The organism is Psychrobacter sp. 1Y4 (assembly GCF_051847555.1).
Genome location: NZ_JBPYDE010000001.1, coordinates 94,933 through 113,761 on the forward strand (window position 1 = coordinate 94,933; position 18,829 = coordinate 113,761).

At 43.2% G+C, this 18,829-nt stretch carries 16 protein-coding genes and 3 tRNA genes; 17 read left to right on the forward strand and 2 right to left on the reverse strand.

Going from position 1 to position 18,829, the window contains the following annotated elements; translation table 11 throughout:
* Entirely contained in the window at positions 1-495 is a 495-nt protein-coding gene (locus ACS8FC_RS00435; RefSeq protein ID WP_439295538.1) for a RidA family protein, read from the reverse strand.
* Between the two features lie 43 nt (positions 496-538).
* Positions 539-1,282 carry a DUF4442 domain-containing protein gene (locus tag ACS8FC_RS00440; protein ID WP_439295539.1) on the reverse strand — a complete coding sequence of 248 codons (744 nt, stop codon included), beginning with the start codon at positions 1,280-1,282 and terminating at the stop codon, positions 539-541.
* Between the two features lie 196 nt (positions 1,283-1,478).
* Between ACS8FC_RS00440 and ACS8FC_RS00445 the strand changes: the two genes are divergently transcribed.
* The 17 genes from ACS8FC_RS00445 to ACS8FC_RS00525 all read left to right on the forward strand — a co-directional run bounded on the left by ACS8FC_RS00445 (position 1,479) and on the right by ACS8FC_RS00525 (position 18,778).
* Entirely contained in the window at positions 1,479-2,948 is a 1,470-nt protein-coding gene (locus ACS8FC_RS00445; protein ID WP_439295540.1) for an McrB family protein, read from the forward strand.
* A gap of 86 nt (positions 2,949-3,034) precedes the next feature.
* Entirely contained in the window at positions 3,035-4,453 is a 1,419-nt protein-coding gene (locus ACS8FC_RS00450) for an McrC family protein (protein ID WP_439295541.1), read from the forward strand.
* A gap of 220 nt (positions 4,454-4,673) precedes the next feature.
* A tRNA-Pro gene (locus ACS8FC_RS00455) sits at positions 4,674-4,750 on the forward strand.
* A 92-nt stretch (positions 4,751-4,842) separates the two neighbouring features.
* Positions 4,843-4,919 (forward strand) — tRNA-Arg (locus tag ACS8FC_RS00460).
* Positions 4,920-4,958: 39 nt separating this feature from the next.
* Positions 4,959-5,034: transfer RNA gene (locus tag ACS8FC_RS00465), tRNA-His, on the forward strand.
* 467 nt (positions 5,035-5,501) lie between these two features.
* Positions 5,502-6,437 (forward strand): helix-turn-helix transcriptional regulator, encoded by a 936-nt coding sequence (locus tag ACS8FC_RS00470; protein ID WP_439295542.1) that lies wholly within the window; start codon positions 5,502-5,504, stop codon positions 6,435-6,437.
* A gap of 220 nt (positions 6,438-6,657) precedes the next feature.
* On the forward strand, positions 6,658-7,647 hold the full coding sequence (locus tag ACS8FC_RS00475) for a hypothetical protein (RefSeq protein ID WP_439262169.1): 990 nt from the start codon (positions 6,658-6,660) through the stop codon (positions 7,645-7,647).
* 53 nt (positions 7,648-7,700) lie between these two features.
* Positions 7,701-8,903 (forward strand): type II secretion system inner membrane protein GspF, encoded by a 1,203-nt coding sequence (gene gspF, locus ACS8FC_RS00480; RefSeq protein ID WP_439295543.1) that lies wholly within the window; start codon positions 7,701-7,703, stop codon positions 8,901-8,903.
* A 317-nt stretch (positions 8,904-9,220) separates the two neighbouring features.
* Positions 9,221-9,745 carry a type II secretion system major pseudopilin GspG gene (gspG, locus tag ACS8FC_RS00485; RefSeq protein ID WP_439295544.1) on the forward strand — a complete coding sequence of 175 codons (525 nt, stop codon included), beginning with the start codon at positions 9,221-9,223 and terminating at the stop codon, positions 9,743-9,745.
* A 245-nt stretch (positions 9,746-9,990) separates the two neighbouring features.
* Positions 9,991-10,560 carry a protein-disulfide reductase DsbD domain-containing protein gene (locus tag ACS8FC_RS00490; protein ID WP_439295545.1) on the forward strand — a complete coding sequence of 190 codons (570 nt, stop codon included), beginning with the start codon at positions 9,991-9,993 and terminating at the stop codon, positions 10,558-10,560.
* A gap of 48 nt (positions 10,561-10,608) precedes the next feature.
* On the forward strand, positions 10,609-12,819 hold the full coding sequence (gene dsbD, locus ACS8FC_RS00495; RefSeq protein WP_439295546.1) for a protein-disulfide reductase DsbD: 2,211 nt from the start codon (positions 10,609-10,611) through the stop codon (positions 12,817-12,819).
* A gap of 298 nt (positions 12,820-13,117) precedes the next feature.
* Positions 13,118-14,536: a phospholipase A gene (locus tag ACS8FC_RS00500; RefSeq protein ID WP_439262159.1), complete on the forward strand. Its 1,419-nt coding sequence runs from the start codon at positions 13,118-13,120 to the stop codon at positions 14,534-14,536.
* A 36-nt stretch (positions 14,537-14,572) separates the two neighbouring features.
* Positions 14,573-15,373 carry a ComF family protein gene (locus tag ACS8FC_RS00505; protein ID WP_439295547.1) on the forward strand — a complete coding sequence of 267 codons (801 nt, stop codon included), beginning with the start codon at positions 14,573-14,575 and terminating at the stop codon, positions 15,371-15,373.
* Positions 15,374-15,670: 297 nt separating this feature from the next.
* On the forward strand, positions 15,671-16,177 hold the full coding sequence (locus tag ACS8FC_RS00510; RefSeq protein ID WP_439295548.1) for a pilus assembly FimT family protein: 507 nt from the start codon (positions 15,671-15,673) through the stop codon (positions 16,175-16,177).
* Positions 16,177-16,749 (forward strand): type IV pilus modification protein PilV, encoded by a 573-nt coding sequence (gene pilV / locus ACS8FC_RS00515; protein WP_439295549.1) that lies wholly within the window; start codon positions 16,177-16,179, stop codon positions 16,747-16,749. The genes ACS8FC_RS00510 and pilV overlap by 1 nt, the downstream gene beginning before the upstream one ends.
* Positions 16,749-17,801 carry a PilW family protein gene (locus ACS8FC_RS00520; RefSeq protein ID WP_439295550.1) on the forward strand — a complete coding sequence of 351 codons (1,053 nt, stop codon included), beginning with the start codon at positions 16,749-16,751 and terminating at the stop codon, positions 17,799-17,801. The genes pilV and ACS8FC_RS00520 overlap by 1 nt, the downstream gene beginning before the upstream one ends.
* Before the next feature lie 11 nt (positions 17,802-17,812).
* The gene (locus ACS8FC_RS00525) at positions 17,813-18,778 is read left to right on the forward strand and encodes a PilX N-terminal domain-containing pilus assembly protein (protein WP_299189553.1); all 966 of its coding nucleotides are present in this window, start codon (positions 17,813-17,815) and stop codon (positions 18,776-18,778) included.
* Positions 18,779-18,829 lie beyond the last annotated feature (51 nt).

The following is an 18,829-nucleotide window of genomic DNA, read 5'->3' on the forward strand; positions in this document are numbered from 1 at the left end:
TTATTTTGCTGCCATACATTCAACTTCAACGCTAGCACCTGCGGCCAAGTCTTTGACACCAAATGCTGAGCGTACAGGGTAGGGTTTGGCGAGTTTGGCTTTATAGACTTCATTAAACGCATTAAAGTCGTTCATATCAGTCAGCATCGCCATACATTTGATGATGTCAGACTTTTGGTAGCCATATTGCAGCAATACGTCGTTGATATTGTCTAACGTTTGCGCGGCTTCGGCTTTAATACCGCCTTCTACCAGTTTGCCGTCTTTAAACCCAATTTGTCCTGACATATATAAAGTGTCACCAACTCGAACAGCACTAGAAAACGGATAGTCACCGCCATCACCTAAAAAGACAGGCTTAGATTTGGTCATAGTAGTTGCGTTGGTAGTTGCTGCCGGAGCAGCATTTGCACTAATAGCCAGTCCCAGTGAGCAAGCACCCACAAAAAATGCCTTAGATAGGCGACTGATAAATTGATTGGTAAGTTTAGACATTATTGACTCCTTGTTGTTGATTATTTACGTTATCGTCTACTGGTTATTTATTATCGGTGGAAGATAGGTTTTCAGTTTCAGTTTCAGTTTCAGTTTCAGTCTTGTTGTCGTTGTCAGTGTCAGTTGCTTTATCAAAAGGTTTGCCTTGACGACGGGCTTCTAATTCAGCCTTAGGTATCCATGCCCATGTCATCTCAACGGTAATGGGATCACGCACGCTGTCAGACTCACGATCGTTGATGATGCATGGAATAACCATCTCGCCTTTGGGGGTATCTAAAATGTCTGAGCGCTGTTCATCACTTAAGGTAGCGACCGCTGCTACTTGCCCTTTTTTGAGCGGACGGTAAAAATTGACAGAATAAGATTTTATCAACAGCACACGATCAGAAGGTAGGTTTAACCCTAAGATAAAGCCTGTGGCGGTCTCAGCAAGTAGTGTAACAGCGACCGCATGAATAGAGCCAATATGGTTTTGTACAGGTTTATTATTGTTTAAGCTGACTACCACTTGATTGGGTTCTACGGTTTCGTAATAGACACCCGTGGTCCCCACATAAGGCACGACTTTACCAAAGGCTTTGGATAAAATAGTTGAGCGTGCAGCAGTAGGTAGATATTTGGTAATGGATAGCAGCTTGGTAAATTGATTGTTTACTGGCTTAAGCGAGCTAGGGTTCGACGGGGTATTTGCTTGAGGGGTTAGCGCATCAGATATTTTTTCAGGTAACTTAGCTGGTATCTTCGTCGATAATTTACTGGGTAGCTTATTTAATAATCCTGACATACAACGTTCCTCAAATTAATCTGGTTGGGCATTTTTAGATAACGAATAAAGCAATACATCTGATTACTACTTGCATCTGATTAATATTAGTACCATAAATGACCCTGCACACAAAATAGTAGTAACGTAACTATCGAAAAGTTGCAAACCTTATGTCTATTGTTTTTATCAATCGTTTTTAATATTGAGTGAAGTTATGAATGACAGACCCATTAGCGAGCCTACCAATATTATTTATACGGGTGTCGCAGGCACAGGTAAGACTTATCGATTGTTACAAACTGCCAAACAGTATACCCATTATTTGCCCATCACGGATGGCAATGAGCTGTTGTTACAGTTGCTTTTTGAGCTTAGCTGGCGCGATGTGGTGTGCCTGATATTTTTAGACTTTAAGGTTCAAAAAAAAGAGCTGGTAAAAGTGCCTGAAATCGTCAATCACGAGTTTTTTATCGCTAAGGCGGCGCAAAATGCACGTGAGAAAAACCTGAGCAATACAGCATGGTCAGTGCTGCAAATGCACAGTTCGGCCAGCTCAAAAACAGTGACCTATAAGAACCGCGCAAGCCAAGCTTACTTTGATAAAGACGAAAGCGGAGCGTGGCATCTACTGCCAGAGAGTATGATGTTATTGACTCAGTTGTCGCAGCAGCTTGACGAGTTCCGACAGGCGCAACAAGACAATCAGCCTGTACAAAAGCAGTACTATAGTATGGTCAGCTTTCATCAAGCCTATGGCTATGAAGAGTTTGTCGAAGGCATTCGCCCGGTGATGGGCGGTGATGAATCAAGGGGGCAGGGTACTCAAATCAACCGCCAAGCAGGTGAGCAAGGGATTAGCAATCAGATGCGCTATGATATCCAAGATGGGGCTTTTTTAAAGCTTTGTAAGCGCGCTGCCAATGATCCGGAACATCGTTATGCCATGCTCATTGATGAGATTAACCGTGCCAATGTCTCCCGAGTATTTGGTGAGCTACTTAGTCTGATTGAGCCTGATAAACGTAGCGGGCAACCAAATGCCATGCAAGTGAATTTGGCTTATTCTGGGCGAGCCTTTAGCGTGCCTGCCAATGTCGATATCTATGCAACAATGAATACGCAAGATCACTCATTAGCGCCGCTTGATATGGCACTGCGTCGACGCTTTCGCTTTATCGACTGTCCTCCGCAGCCCAAATTGCTGCCAATTATTCGCGTTTTAGATCATACAGACGCGCATCAAAGCTCAAATAAGCATAAGTCATCACAAGAGGTAGATTTGGCCAAACTGTTAACAGGGCTGAATCAGCGTATCATGCAAACCTTGGGGCAAGAGGCGCAGCTTGGTCATGCCTTTTTATACTCGGTAAAGAGTTTGACACAGCTACAAACAGTATTGGTAGAGCAAATTATTCCACAATTGGCGCAAGCTGTTGGTGGGCAAGTGGCTTTATTACAGTATCTATTTAATGATGAGCAGCAGGCAGTGACCTCGCAGTTTATTCATGACAGTCAACGCAGTCTGTCGCAATCGTTAAGTAAAGACCATCAACACCCTATGTTCGCTGATCAAAGTGCGTTTGGAGGTTCGATGATGGCATCTACTAGCTATACTATCAATCCAGAGCTTGTGAGGCAGACTGGCGAGTTTGTCAAACCTTATGTTTATCAACGTTTGTATTAATTTTAATGAAACATATACCAATAAACAGTCATTATTATAGCGCTGGATGCTCATTTCCTGACTCAAATACAGTGGGTCATGCGACTATGAGCGTGTTTGAACACCAGCGCTTGGTAGCAGAGGACTTTATTGACGTCGATGATTTTGCTTGGCTGCTTGCGCAAGAATTTGCGGTATTTAGCATTAAGCGCCAACGTGGACAGTGGCAGCTCAAGGTGGGTCACTATATCGGTATTGTTTTGCTGCCAAGTGGCATTACGCTTGAGATACTGCCTAAAGCAGCGGCAGTCATGCAAAAAAACAGCCTTAACCAAAGCGATGAAATCATACGGACGCGTCAATGGGTACAGATGATGCTGGCCGATTTGATGGTATTATCTAGTAGACATCATAAGCTGCCGCACACCAAAACCTTAGGCCAGCTTAGTCAATATCTTACGCCATTACCGACACAAACGCCGCCGCTATCACAATGGCTCATCAGCCAGTTTTTGCAGCTATTGTCCAGCTATCAGCCAACCAAGCAGTATCAAACCCAAAGCCACAACCAGTCGATGCTACAAGGTAAGCTACTGATTAAAGAGCAGCTAAAGCATAATAGTCATCAGCCTCATAAGTTTGTTTGTGAAGTAGACCAGTTAAGCGTCGATATGCTGGCCAATCGTCTGATAAAAAGTGCGTTGGTTTTTCTTGAGCAGCTAGCAGGCACGTCTCAAGGCTATCACCCACACTCTATGTCGTTGTCCGCAGCGTTATTGTCTAAGCTGGTGTACTGGCGACAGATTACTGAGTTTAGCCACTACGAGCAACAAAGACTAAGCTCTCTTTATCAAAGGGCAAAGCAGCAGCTAACCACACAGCCACTGTCTCGGTTGCAGCGGCAGTCTGTACATAAGCTATTAGATTTGGCGTATTGGCTACTTCAAATGCAGTACTCAACTATGCCTACAGGTAATGGTGTTGGCCATAAAGGTGGGCAGATACGCCTATGTTTGCTGATTAATATGAACCAAGCTTTTGAGCAGTGGGCAAGTTTGCGTCTTACGCAGCTGTTTGAGCAGTCCACCAGTATCAACCAGCCTATTTACCAAACATTTACTCAGCAAAAAGATGTATGGCTTCGAGATGCTACAGGGCAGACATGTCTGTCTATACAGCCAGATTTATTGATTTATAATACAGCTACCGAAGCAAATAGCCAAAAACAGCACATCAGTAAGGCGGATGCTAACACCACTCACTGTAGTCACGTCATTGATATCAAATGGAAGACACTGACTCATGCGCGTGATATTAGCGCTACTGATGCGTATCAGCTGATCAGTTATGCTCAAGCTTACCAAGCTAAGCAAGTTTGGCTGGTCTATCCGGTCATGGATGACACCGCTCAACCAGTCGCACTTCAGCAGTCTATTGACTCTATAGAGTCGAACCCCGCGACACTATGGCTCATGCCTTTTAATGTTACGACTGGAACGCTTAATAAAACTACTTTAATCGCCTAAAAAATTTAGGCGATTAAAAGCAAATATTATGCAGATATCTGTGCAAACAATTCGTTGATAAAGTACTTAGTCAAAATTGATGAAAATAATTAAAAATAGGTGTTGACACTACCGACTATAAGTCTTAATATATGCACCTCGATAGCGAGGAACATTAACAAGTTAGCGGTACTGCCGATAACGAGTTAAGTGACAAAACTAGCGAGATAATAGAGAATATCGGAGTGTGGCGCAGTTTGGTAGCGCATCTGGTTTGGGACCAGAGGGTCGTAGGTTCGAATCCTATCACTCCGACCATCTATTTTAAGAGCCTTACAGGCTTTTTTTTATGTATAATAGTTTTGTTCGTAGCATTACGAATTATACTTAATACGTAAAAGCCCTTAAGAGCGCCTGTAGCTCAGTTGGATAGAGCACCTGCCTTCTAAGTAGGTGGTCGCAGGTTCGAGCCCTGCCAGGCGCGCCATTTAGCCTGCAAATCTTGCCTTCCTTGGCAATAGTTATGGCGGTTGTAGCTCAGTTGGTAGAGCCCCGGGTTGTGATCTCGGTTGTCGTGGGTTCGAGTCCCATCAGTCGCCCCAATTTTTATTTGATATATCTGCTTTTACATACATAAATTGCCCTCGTTGGCATTTTTTTTCGTCTGCGTTTTTCTTTCCTATCTTTTTATTCATTTTATAGCTATTTTTTGTAAGCTTGATAATTTCATTTGGCTTAGTACCTATCTTTTATCTGGTTTCTAAAAAAATGCCCATACTGTCTTCTACGCATTTATTGTTAATTTTAGCGAAATAACCCCCATTATTAAGCAGTATCCTAAATCTACACTTAAGAAACAGTATCTTTCTGATTAATACTATGTATATTAATAGTCTATACAAAGAATATTGTCTCGCTGCTATCAATATAAAATGTGTGTAGCGTGCGTATAACTTTAATAGCAGTCCACAGTAAACGATTTTTCTTGTGTATTGTCTCTTAGGTAGTTTATTTTGCAGAGTTCGGCGTAGCTGCCGTAAGTTGCCATACATTATTGAGGAAATTGTTAATGGACGCACTTAGTATGTTATTACAGAACGTGCATTTGTTTGAGACAAATTACTACCGTCTAAATGGTAGAGGTAATTGGTCATATTCAATTGATAGAAAAGATACGATTTTGTTTTATTTAGTGTTATCGGGTAGTTTTTGTATCGATGTCGGCAGTGAGATACGAGAGGCAAAGACTGGCGATACAATTATGATCTCAAACTCCTATAAACATGTCAGCTATGCACTTAATCATCATGGTGATAATGCCAAACCTCTAGATGAGATGCTCAATGAATCTGAAAGCCATGTTATAGATCTCAATGGAGAAGGTGAGATCAATGCATGTTTGATTTTGATTGAATGTAAATATGAAAAAGAGATGACGCAACCATTATTGTCAGTTCTGCCAACGATATTGCCTGAGCTTGCCGAGATGTCTGATGGTCGATTTGGCGTTATTGATGTCGAGGTCAAGCTGTTGACCTTGGAGTCTGAGCATGAGCGTATGGGTAAGACGGCAGTCATCAACCATTGGGCCAGTATTATGATGATTGAGTGTCTGCGCACCTATATAGAGAGCTTGCCTGAGGCGACAGACAATTGGCTTAAAGCGCTAAAAGACCCATTTTTATCCAAAGCCTTGGTAGCGATGCATTATGCACCAGATCGAAACTGGACGATTCATAAGCTTGCTGAGGTAGCAGGAATGTCGCGCTCAAGCTTTGCTCAGCGGTTTAAAGATGTGGTTGGAATGCCGCCTTTGACATATTTAATTGATTACCGTTTGCGCTTGGCAGCACGTTATCTACGTTTGCAGCAAAACAGCATCAGCCGTATTAGTGAGCTAGTAGGGTATGCGTCAGACTCCACCTTTAGTCAAGCCTTTAAGCGCGTTTATGGTGTATCACCAAAAGCTTATCGTCAGCAGTATCAACGTAAACTGACAGCGTAAGTATTTTATAAGTTCCCATCTTTAAAAATTCAGATAAAGAGCGGCCATAACACTGACAACCAAAGTGCGTTCAGGTACTATATAATAGTCAGTAGTCCAAACGCAGTCACTACGATATCTGGCTATTTGTTATCTTTAGTTATGGCATTTAAATATATAGCTTAGATATACGCTTATGATACTGAAGGCCACATTTATTTTTTGCTGGTGATGGTACATTATGACCCAACCGACTTTTAACAATACCCTACAATCTACTACGATAAATAGCGATAGTAGTGCCTCCATCTTTGATGATAGAAGTAGCCATGAGACATTATCATCGCTACAAGAATCGGCAGTGAGAGATAAAGCGGCGCTGCTTGCTCTTTTTACCACGTCATCTTCTTTGTCATCTGCTGTTCACGCAACTGACACCTCAGAGTCTAGTGTGGCTGAGCTGCGTTTAACACTTTATCGCCTGCAGCATGAGCGTACTCGCTTGCTATATTTGGCTTCTGCAAATGTACGTCCAACCTATCTGGTACAGACGTTAAAGAGTCAGTTTGCAGAGTATCAGCAGTATAAGCTTGCGCAGCAGCTTGATAAGCGTGGCCTGCTCGATGTCAATCCACTTGAGCGCTTATGGCAGCAGTTGCATGTGGTCGATGATATTATCGCTGACATCGTACGCCATATGCCAGCTCAGCAGCCAGCAGGGTGGCAGCTGACGGCGCAAGATGGTCATAATCCACTAAGACTTGCAACTGTGGGTCAGCTAAAACACCCCAAACCTATTGAGGATCAAGCCAGTCTAAATAGCTATGTGCTTGGTCACTTTGGGGTGAGTAGTTTTACGTATGATCGTGGATATTATATTGGTCATGTGGTTGGTTATTTATTCAGCTGTTATTTTTGTGCGCACCTGTCTATTAGCTACGGCGTCACAGCACTTGGTGAGCAAGTGGTTGAAGGGTATGACTATGCTAGTCTTGAGACGCCTTATATGGTGCGTTTGTTGCAAGGCTTAGACAGCTATTGTAAAAAGCGTATTTACCAGTTGGCAGTCATTTGCGCGCGTCTTAGCGTCTATGCGTCTGATAAACGTATCGAAAAAATGCTTATCGCCGAAGTTAATGATTTTGATAAAAAGCTACAGCAGCAGCATTTAGATGTATTGTTATTACAAGGAATGATGCCCGAGAGTAATGATTCTACGCCACTTTTTTAAAGACATGACTCACCACTTCTTTTCTCATCTATTGCCTTAGGATACTCGCTGTTATGCCTGCTTATCATTATAAAGCGCTTGATGACCAAGGCGATGTCCAAAAAGGGTTACTAGAAGGTGACTCGGCGCGGCAAGTACGCCAGCAGATCCGTGACAAACAATGGACGCCAGTAGAGGTCAATGCTGTCAATGACAAGCAAGGTCGACAGCGCAGTCGTTATAAAAAGCCATCTGCATATGAGCTGGCGCTATTAACTCGCCAGCTCTCTGTCCTGCTAGCAGCTGGTATTCCACTCGAAGAAACCCTAGCAGCTGTCGCCAAGCAATCGCCCAAAACTCATATCAAGTCTCTTATGCTGGCAGTGCGCTCACACGTCCTAGAGGGCTTAAGCTTTGCCCGTGCATTACAGCAAGCTGCGAGTTTTCCGCCTTTATATATTGCCACTATCGCGGCTGGTGAAAAGTCAGGTCATCTTGATCTGATTCTTAATCAATTGGCCGACTATACTGAAAACCGCTTTGCCTTACAAAAAAAAATCCAAGGTGCGATGGTATATCCTATTGTGCTAATGGTCATGGCAGTCGGTGTCATTATGGGGTTGATGAGCTTTGTGGTACCTAAGATTGTCAAAGTGTTTGAGCAGTCTGAGCAGGCACTGCCATTAATTACGCAGGTGGTGCTAGCGATGTCCAATGCCATCACCCAGTGGTGGTGGCTGATGCTATTAATATTCATAAGTAGCGCTTTTTTGTTTTACCGGTTTGCGCAAACGCAAGCAGGCAAGCTTGCTATTGATAGCATCGTCCTTCGGTTGCCAATATTGGCACGGCTCTCTAAAAGTCTCAATGCTGCCCGCTTTGCCAGTACACTTGCGATATTGGTACGTTCAGGTGTGCCATTAATTGAAGCTTTACATATTGGCGCCGCCGTCACCACCAATCTACATATTAAACAAACCATCGTTACTGCTGCAGATCGAGTAACAGAAGGTGCCAGCTTATCAAGCCAACTCGAAAAAACGTCTTATTTCCCACCGATGATGGTACAGATGATAAAAAGTGGGGAAAACTCGGGTGAGCTTGACAATATGCTCAGCCGAGCAGCCAGTATGCAAGAGGCAGAAGCGACCAACTTTATTAGTACTTTGCTGTCGTTATTAGAGCCGTTGATGCTAGTACTGATGGGCGTCGTCGTGATGATTATTGTGATGGCAGTTATGCTGCCGATTGTGAATATGAACGACTTGGCAGGTTAGTTCGGGCGGTTTACTATTTGACCGTATCACTTTAACCTTACAGCAGGTTTCTTAAGTTTTGCTTACTGTTGTATATTAATCAATGATAGGCAAATACACTGTCGTTCATTGATTATTTGGGCTATAGTGACCTTTATAAACAGTGACGTTTATACATATATAGAGGTTTATGTACCTATAAGTAGGGACAGCGATAATCCAAAACTTAAAATCAAAATTTAAAATCAAAGTGCGCTAGTAGATAAATATACAATCATAGTCTATAGTGATAATCGTCTTGATATTTGTGTATAACGGTAATGATAAAAGCGATGATTATGAGTGATAAAACCCCAACCAAAGCAGCAAAGCAGCACCCTATGAAAAGTATACAATCTCATGCAGATATAAATAACGTACACGTCATCAATAAACGGACGGCAGTGAACGTTAGCCAGTCAGGCTTTACGCTGATTGAAATTATGGTTGTCATTGTCATTTTGGCTATTTTGGCAGGATTGGTCGTGCCAAAAGTCGTGGGCCAGAGCGACAAAGCGCGGGTTAAAACGACAGAAACGGCCTTATCGACCGTATCTAATACGCTTGATATGTATAAGGTAGATAACTCACGCTACCCAACGACAGCGCAGGGTTTGGAAGCGCTGAGCACACCGCCTGCGGACGCGAAGAATTATCCTGAAGGGGGTTATATCAAAGGTGGCTATCCAACTGATGGTTGGGAAAATGAGCTGCAGTATGTCTCTCCAGGTAGTGAAGGTCGCCCTTATGATTTATTTTCGTTGGGTGCAGATGGTCAACAAGGCGGCGAAGGTCAAGACGCTGACATCTATGCAAAACTATAAATAGAGACATTAGCGTACTCAGTAATAACGGCCAGAAACGGATAACTGGATCGTAACTATTATCAACCAATAAGACATTATTGGTTGATATTTTTTATTAATACGAAAGTTAGCGCCGTTCTTATATAAGTTGTCATACTAAAGTTTTTAACATTACAGTCTTTTCGTTTGATACCAATACCATCGCCAGAATAGTTAGATTTTAGCCCTCGTTTATTGAAAGCAGCAATTAAAGGTAATTATTCATGCCAATCAAAACACCAATAATAAAATCAGTCGCAGTATCCAAACGCACTTCTAAAAAGTCTAATGCGCTTACACTTGCTATCATGAGCACCTCAATGATGATGGGTTCTTCAATGCTTGCTATGACTGCTCAGGCAGCAAGTTTAGGTGAGTTGTTTGGTAATAATAGTGCTACAAAGTCGAAGTTTTTACCAGTGGATAAAGCTTTCCAAGTTGATAGCATTACCAATGCAACATCCAAAGGCACGCGTTTATCCATCACCTTTGATATCACGCCAGGTCACTACGTCTACAAAAACCAGCTTACTTTAAATTTCCCGAAAGGGGTGAGCGCAACGCCGTTTGCGTTTAACCAATCACCAGTCTCAATCGATGATCCAACTTTTGGCAAGGTTCCAGTATTTACTCAAAAGCATATGATAGCGACGACGACACTTACGACCAATAATGGCAAAGGGGCAAAGAATGCACCGCTCGTGATCGGTTGGCAAGGCTGCGCCAAAGCTGGATTATGCTACCCGCCAGAGAAAATCAGAACCACGGTTGATATCGCAGCACAACGTAAGTAAATATCGACCGAGTCGATGTCAGTATTAGTAATCAATAGGCAGTCCTTTATGTCCATTAAGACACCAGAAAAACCTCCATCCTCCTATAAAAATCGTTCTTCCAAAAAGTCTTATCTGTTAGCGTTTGCTTTAAGCAGTAGCTCATTGCTGACAGGACTACTACCTACTGGATTGGTCGCTACTGGACTGACCGCCACATCTATGACAGCTCAAGCTGTTAGCTTGGGTGATTTGTTTGGTAATAATAAAAGCTCAGCGAAGCCAAAGTTTTTACCCGTCGATCAAGCGTTTCAGGTGGGTAGTGTCAGTAAGCCTGTCGCGACAGGGACGCAGTTATCGATCAACTTCGACATCACGCCTGAGCACTATGTCTATAAAGATAAAATAAAGCTTACCTTGCCTGCTGGTATAACTGCGACGCCATTTACTTTTAATCAGACGGCTGTTTCTATTGATGATCCCACCTTTGGTCGTGTGCCCGTATTTGATCAAGCCAATATGGTTGCTACCACGACGTTAAATAGTACAAATGGCAAAAGCGTGGACGATGCTGCAGTAGTTATTGGCTGGCAAGGGTGCGCCAAAGCGGGACTGTGTTACCCGCCTGAAAAGATAAATACTACTGTCAATATCGCTGCGACTACCCCGCAGACTGCAGCGAGTGGCAATAGTACGTCTTCTCAAGATCAGACGACAGACTCTACCGTCAAAGCTGCTATGAGTGCTGCCACGACAGCAGACACAGCGACTGCAACTGATATAAAAAATGCTACGCCTACAGCACAGCAAGTAGAGACAGATGATGAGGTGATTGACTATGCCTTACTAGATGACAGTTCTTTAGATGACGAGCTTACAACCAATACGATTTCTGGAGCAGATACCAATGTCATCGGTGGCGGTACGGTTGATAGCAATACGACCAATAACAACACGGCCAGCAATGCCAGCAGCTCTACTGTCAACGAGGATAGTTTAGTCGATACTGATCCGTTTGGTCTTGCTTCGCATCCATGGTTGGCATTAGGTTTATTATTTTTAGCAGGTTTAGGCTTAGCACTAACCCCCTGTGTGCTACCGATGCTGCCTATCGTCGCCAATATCGTGGCACGTGAGAAAAACCCAACAGTAAAAAGAGGCGTAATATTGACCACCAGTTATGCCATTGGGGTTGCTACTGCCTATGGTATTTTGGGTGCAGTCATCGCGGTGTTTGGCGAGTCATTAGGCATTATTGGCTGGCTACAAAACCCAATTATCTTGATTAGCTTTGCTATTATTTTTGTCTTATTAGCGCTATATATGCTGGGAGTGTTTACTATTCGTCTGCCACGAGCCATTAGTAGTAAGATGCAAGGCTTGAGTCAAGCGGGTGACAGTAAGCTTGGTAGTACGGGAGGTAGCCTCATTGCTGGGTTTTTATCAGCATTGGTCGTATCGCCTTGTGTGTCCGCGCCACTATTTGGCGCCTTGCTTGCAGTGTCGACTATTGGTAGTCCGTTACTTGGTTTTGCCGCCTTATTTATGCTTGGTTTTGGTTTGTCAGCACCGCTGATTTTGATTGGTGCCACTCAAGGCAAAATCATACCAAAGGCTGGCGAGTGGATGAACTGGGTCAAACAAGGCTTTGCTTTATTATTATTTGCAGTAGCGCTGTTATTAATTGAGCGCGTATTTGTATCGCCTATAATGCTGTTAGTATGGGCATTATGGTTTATGGTAGTGGCGACATGGGCATGGAGCTGGCTGGGTCGTGGCCGAATGTTTACCCAAGCACTTGGTCTAGTGACTGGTATTTGGGCCGCTTGCTTGATAATTGGGGCAGCACTTGGCAACGATGATAGTCTCCATCCGTTAGCGTCACTGAGCGCTGCACCGACGATGCTACAGTCGAATAGTGGTCAAGCGGTTGGTAGTAGTAATGCAAACGATGAGCACATTACGACACTTGCGCAATTAGATACAATCATTGTCGAAAATCCCAAAGTCATCGTGGATGTGACGGCTGATTGGTGTGTCGAATGTCGTATTATGGATAAAAACTTGTTTCATAATCGCCCAGCGCAGATGCAAGACTGGCAGCTGATCAGGCTTGATATCACTGAAACTACTCCAGACTCAAAGGCAATTTTGGCGCGCTACCAACTATTTGGTCCGCCAGCATTGTTGTATTACAAAGATGGACAATTGATAAATCAGCAAGTTGGTGAGATTGGACGCTCAAAGTTTGAAGAGACTTTAACTGCACTCAACAAATAATGCAGCATTAATAAAAGTCCACACGATAAAAGAGCCAGTATACTGTTATGACACAGTGACTGGCTCTTTTTACTTGCCAAGCGTACGCTTAAAGATTTGTTAGAGACAAATTCTTGTTATTTAACATTGTACTAAAGACAAATAACTCTAGTATAATGCGGTTATATTTATTACACTAAAGCAACAATAGTTAAGTTGTACTAATAAAATACCGTAGTTGCTTTTTACCGATCAAGTTTGATTTTAGTCATCGTAGATAATTTATTGACCATCGTGTCAATTAACACAAGGGACACTTATGTTTGTTCATACAGCTTTGCAGCGTCAGATGATGGGCCTTGCTTTTGTTTCTCAAGCTACTAAGCACACAGTAACCAAAACCCATTTGAGCATAGCAGTTGGCGTGGCACTGAGTTGTTTTACCATGCAAGTGCATGCGGTAGATAACAATCAGATAAATGATGAATTAGCTATAGACGTGCAGGAAGCTACTGTTGAGCAGTTAGAGACACCAAACGTTGATAATCAAAAACTGTCTAACGATGCTTTTGTCGCACAGCAAGCACAATTGTTTTTTGAATGTACGCAAGTACGTACGGCCGCTGCACGACTGGCCTGTTTTGACAAAGTTGCAGAGCAAGGCGAGACGCCAAGCTATACCACGACTAAGCAACCATTAGATTTGGCAAGCACCATTAAAAGTACCATTTCGGGTGAGCCGCAGGTGGTACTTGCAGAAGATATGACTAAGATGCAGGGTGATACTGTAGCAGCTGCGGATACGGTACTCATTGCCAATCAGTTGTCTTCCAATAATGGAACAAATAAGGCCGCGATAGACAAGACACAAACCGAGATATTAGATGATGTCGGCGTGACTCAAAGCGATATCGAAAAATACACACCGCTGAGTCTGGCCTATGATTTGGACCAAAACAGTGAGCGCGGGACTTGGTCAGCGCGTCCACACCGTCCTATGTATTTATTGCCATTATTTTTAAATGCCAAGCCCAACCGTAGTCCAAGCACGCCGACTCGAGATGAGGAGGTTTTTAGTCCCAATGAGCTAAGAGTACCTGAGCTAAAACTGCAAGTATCTATTAAGACTAAGGTCGCAGAGGACTTATTCGATACCAATGCCGATATGTGGTTTGGCTATACGCAGCAGTCGCATTGGCAGGTCTACAATGAAGACAACTCTCGTCCGTTTCGAGCAACTGACTATGAGCCAGAGGTATTTGTAACTCAGCCTGTCACAGCAAACTTACCTTTTGGCGGACGCTTGCGTATGTTAGGGGCGGGAGCTTCGCATCACTCAAACGGTCAGTCTGACAATTTGTCTCGTTCATGGAACCGTGCCTATCTTATGGCTGGTGCTGAATGGGGTAAGTTTGCGATTGTACCAAGACTGTGGACGCGAGTCAGTACCGAGAGTGGCGACACGGATGATAACCCAGATATCGAAGATTTCTTGGGTTATGGTGATATGAAGTTCTTATATGACTTGCCAAACAAACACAGTGTCAGCGGTACTTTGCGTTATAACCCAAAGACAGAAAAAGGCGCAGCGCAAGTCGATTATATCTATCCATTGTCCAACAACGTCAATGGTTATGTTCAGCTGTTCCATGGTTATGGTGAGTCCATCATCGACTACAACCATAAAAATACCGCTATCGGTGTTGGGATAATGCTCAATGACTGGAGAGGGCTATAATTCGCTAAATATTATAGATAAGTGTCCTCGTTATTTATGCAGCGCTTAGCACCATATCAAAGCGGCCTATGGCTGGCAGAGTATATAAATTTACGCTGTCAGCTATGTCATGTCTATCGTAGTACAGCTTCCATACCCAGCAGCGCAGCCCCATCGCTTCACAATCATATACGGCGTTATTTATATAAAGGCATTTTATGTGCACGCTGTCATGATTATATCGCGTGGCTCCCCAAGGTATTTACTGTAGATATTGCCGCAGGTGCTTCTCTTACTATCCAAGCTGCTACTTATTACGACTATCCAATTCGCCAAGCCATTCGAGCTTTTAAACATTCAGAGGACATGACCAAACTGCCTTTATTGGTACATGTATTGCGTCAGCTCCCAAGACCAGCCGGCTGCCATAGCCAAAATAGTGTCATCTTACCCATGCCTACCACCGCCAATCGCCTAGTTGAGCGCGGCTTTGATCCGGTGACTATTCTTTCTGCATATTTATCCAAGCATTGGAATATACCTATCTGGCAAGGTGTCCAGCGCATTGATCATACTGTTAGTCAACAAGGCCTAACGCGTGCAGAACGCCTAACGAACCTAAACGATGCTTTTACGTTGACGACATTGCCGCCTGTCAAACGTATATTGCTATTTGATGATGTGGCGACCACAGGAGCAAGTCTACAAGCACTGGCTCGAACACTGTCTGCCAAGTCATCTTCTTATAGTCAGACCCATCCTATAAATCAAAGTACATTCCACGATAAAAACATGCCTGTCTCTGATATTTACCATATATCAGCCTATGCACTTGCGCACGGCAGTCACGACACCTAGACAAATAATGTTAATAAATAATATTTAAAGATATTTTTATGTATTATTAATGATACAGAAATGTATCTATGCTACATTGTCCATTCTTATGTCGACTCTTATAACTATTTCATTGATAAATTCATTTATCACGTGGGTTGTCTGCTCTAAAGCATTACCTGCTGATACCATCACACTGGAATGAATATTGCAACAGTATTTAAGAATAAACAAAAAACTAGCTAAGTAGTGTCTATTCTTTATATAAATAAACTGGTCGTTGTCATTATGTATGATTGTTATTAATAGGATATTGATGTGGATGCATCTTTGTACAGCTCATCTTACCAACGACCAGCAACCAGCGCAGGGTTTACCCTGATTGAGCTAATGATAACGATAGCTGTACTGGCGATCATTGTAAGCATTGCCGCGCCCAATATCAGCAACCAGTTAGCCAATCAGCGAGTAAAGTCAACTGTCTCAACCATAGAGAGTGCGCTTAAAGAAGCGAAAGCTGAAAGTATCATACGCCGGCAAAACATCACAGTGGTATACGACAGTAGCACGCCCAAGACCATCACCTTACAGGACGACAGTAGTACCGTTTTGTCTACCTATAATATCGCCTCTCAAAGCACAATCAATCAAGAGATTACTCCTACTACGGTCACTGAAGTTACCTTTCAGCCTAATAAAGTCATGGCTGGTGGCGCCAGCGTTAGCTATACCGTTTGCGATGATGCTTCTACTAGTGAGACTCCTAGGCAAGTCAGCCTTAACAGTATCGCTAATATCAATATTACGGCCGTTGGGAGCTGCTAATGAAGACACAAACGACTCAGGCAGGTGTGGGCTTAATCGAGGTTATGGTAGCGCTGCTGCTACTCACAGTGGCGGTATTGGGTTTTAGTGCTATGCAAATGAGCGCTATAAAAGCGACTGATGAGAGCCTGATGCGTACTCGCTCTATATCTACTATGAAGTCTTTGTCAGAGAGTATGCGCATACTACCAAATACTGGTCCAATCTATAGAGAGCAGGTAAATAGCGTTTATAAAAGCAGTAAAAAAGTAAATAGCGATTACGACATAAGCGCCTACTGTAAAGATGTCAAAACTTATAGTACTGCAGCTCCTGATTGTAATACGGACGACTGTAGTATCGATGAGATGGTCAACCATAATGTTGGCATCATTCTCGTCGCTGCTTGTGAAAAAGAAATCGCGCTGAATATGGAGGTCTGTACAGATACCAATGATATGAATGAGCGCCAATGTATCATTGCAGCGTGGAGTCAGACTAAACCGACTATGAATGACGAAAAGTATTCTTGTACGGATGCCAACGGCACTTATAAGCCTAGCGCCTCATGTTTTATTATGGAGGCTTATTGATGTCTACTATACATCGTCATCTATCCAAACAGCCTACCAATACGCTACCGCCAACTCAGCAAGGTTTTACCTTGGTGGAGCTGATGATCTCTTTAGTATTGGGTTTATTGATATCAGCAGCGGTAATGCAAGTCTATATTGCCAATGTTAGATCGGTCACTCTACAAGAAGCAGGCTCAAGCATTATTGACTCAAGCGTCTTTGGTATCCCTGTGCTAGAAGAGCATATACGACTGGCTAACTTGGGACTGGCAGACACTATCAATGATACCAATGCTGGGGCAGGGGTGGTGTTGACCCAAGCTGGCAACCTAAAAAACATAAAGTTGGATGGTGATAAAGAAATACCTCTGACATTACTAACCAATACTGGCGATGTAACAACGAAAGGCTCAGGCAATCAATGGTCAGCGATGACTGCGACAGACACACCAAGCGGACAGCTAACGATACAGTTTAGAGCGCCGCAGAATATGTTTGACTGTGAAGGTAGGGCAGCTTTGGGTCCAAGAGAAGTTAATATTAATAAAGTCAAAAAAGTCATTGATGGCCAAATCATTATAGAGCGCTATTATTTAAATGCTCAAGATGCCTCCAAACCCAATCAACTCTCTTTATATTGTGACGCTGGCAAATACATTACCGAAGATATGGATGACTATAAAGAGCAAGGTAGAGCAGACAAGCCTGCTACTGTATTGACCGCCAAAAACCGGATAAAAGACTTCGGCGATAAAGGCGTCGTCGTTATTCAAAATATGGATTACTTCGATATCTTGCTCGGCACCAAAGAGGCTGATGACATACGCTATTACACGGTCAAACAATACACTGATCTGACAGACAAACCAGATGTTATATCAGTAAAAGTGGGCGGCATCATACGCTCCAACAACGTCGTCCAAACCTCAGAGCTATCTAATAATTTTACCGTTTTGGGTAATGATGTCGCTCTAAAAACGGATGCAACCGATGTAGAAAAAAAATACTTACGCTTTATTTTTCAAAATGAAATTGCGCTGCGAAACGCAAGACAGAAACCCTCAATATAAGGCGAAATACTATGAAAAAGCATTTGTCTATGCCTACTCATCAGCAAGGTGTCGCCTTGATTGTGGTTTTATTATTTTTAGTTCTTATTACGCTAGCAGGCGTTATAGCAGTAAGAAGCAGTACGACAGACTTAAAACTTGCAACGAGTGATCAAGCAGATGCACTGCTACTGAACACAGCAGACAATAATAATAAAAGTATCGAGCAGCTTATCAATGTAGACACAACTGATGCCGACGCAGTGACTCAAAAAAACCTAGCGCTTAGCTCAGCTGGTATGTTTGGTTACTTTATGAACATTGGAGCAGAAGAGAATCGCGGGGATCAAATTGTATTTTGTTATCGTCCGCGCGCCGACTACTTTTTTAGAATGAATGAAGCAACCGTGATTGATCCAAGCGGTGGTAGTAAGCTGACGACAGGCGCTTCAAATACGGGCGGGTTTTGCCGTGTCAGTAAAGCAGAAGATTTTAGTAGCGCACGCAACAACGTGATGACGCAAGTAGCGGTCACTCGGCCTAGTAGCGATATGGTAGCGGCAGGGCCTTTTGAGTTTGTACCCTTAGAGCAGACCATCACCACGACTAACGTTGCTAGTAGCTCACCGAACTTTCGTCTGTTTAGTAGCTCGTTCTTACCTGGACTTACGCAAGCAAAAGAGAGCGACATCCTAGAATGTCTAAAAAAACCCAATCAAAACGCTGCTGACTTTGGCTATAGCGCTAAAGACAAAGACGATAAAGACATCACCAAGTATTACGATGAGACACTGACGCAGTGTTTAGCGCGTATTGGGGTCCCAGCGACGACCCTAGTAGAGGATGTCAAGCTTGAGAATATACTGACCTCTAAAAAATGCTTGGACTACGGCAAAGGTACTGCAAACAATGCGTTTAGCGACGCTTGTCAAAAGCTATTAAATGTTACTGCATCTGGTACGCCCAAAGCCGCTGGCGCAACAGGTTCAAAAAACTAAGCCAAAGAAGCTCTATGCTGTCTTGTAACAATACTTACACTCCAAGGAGTA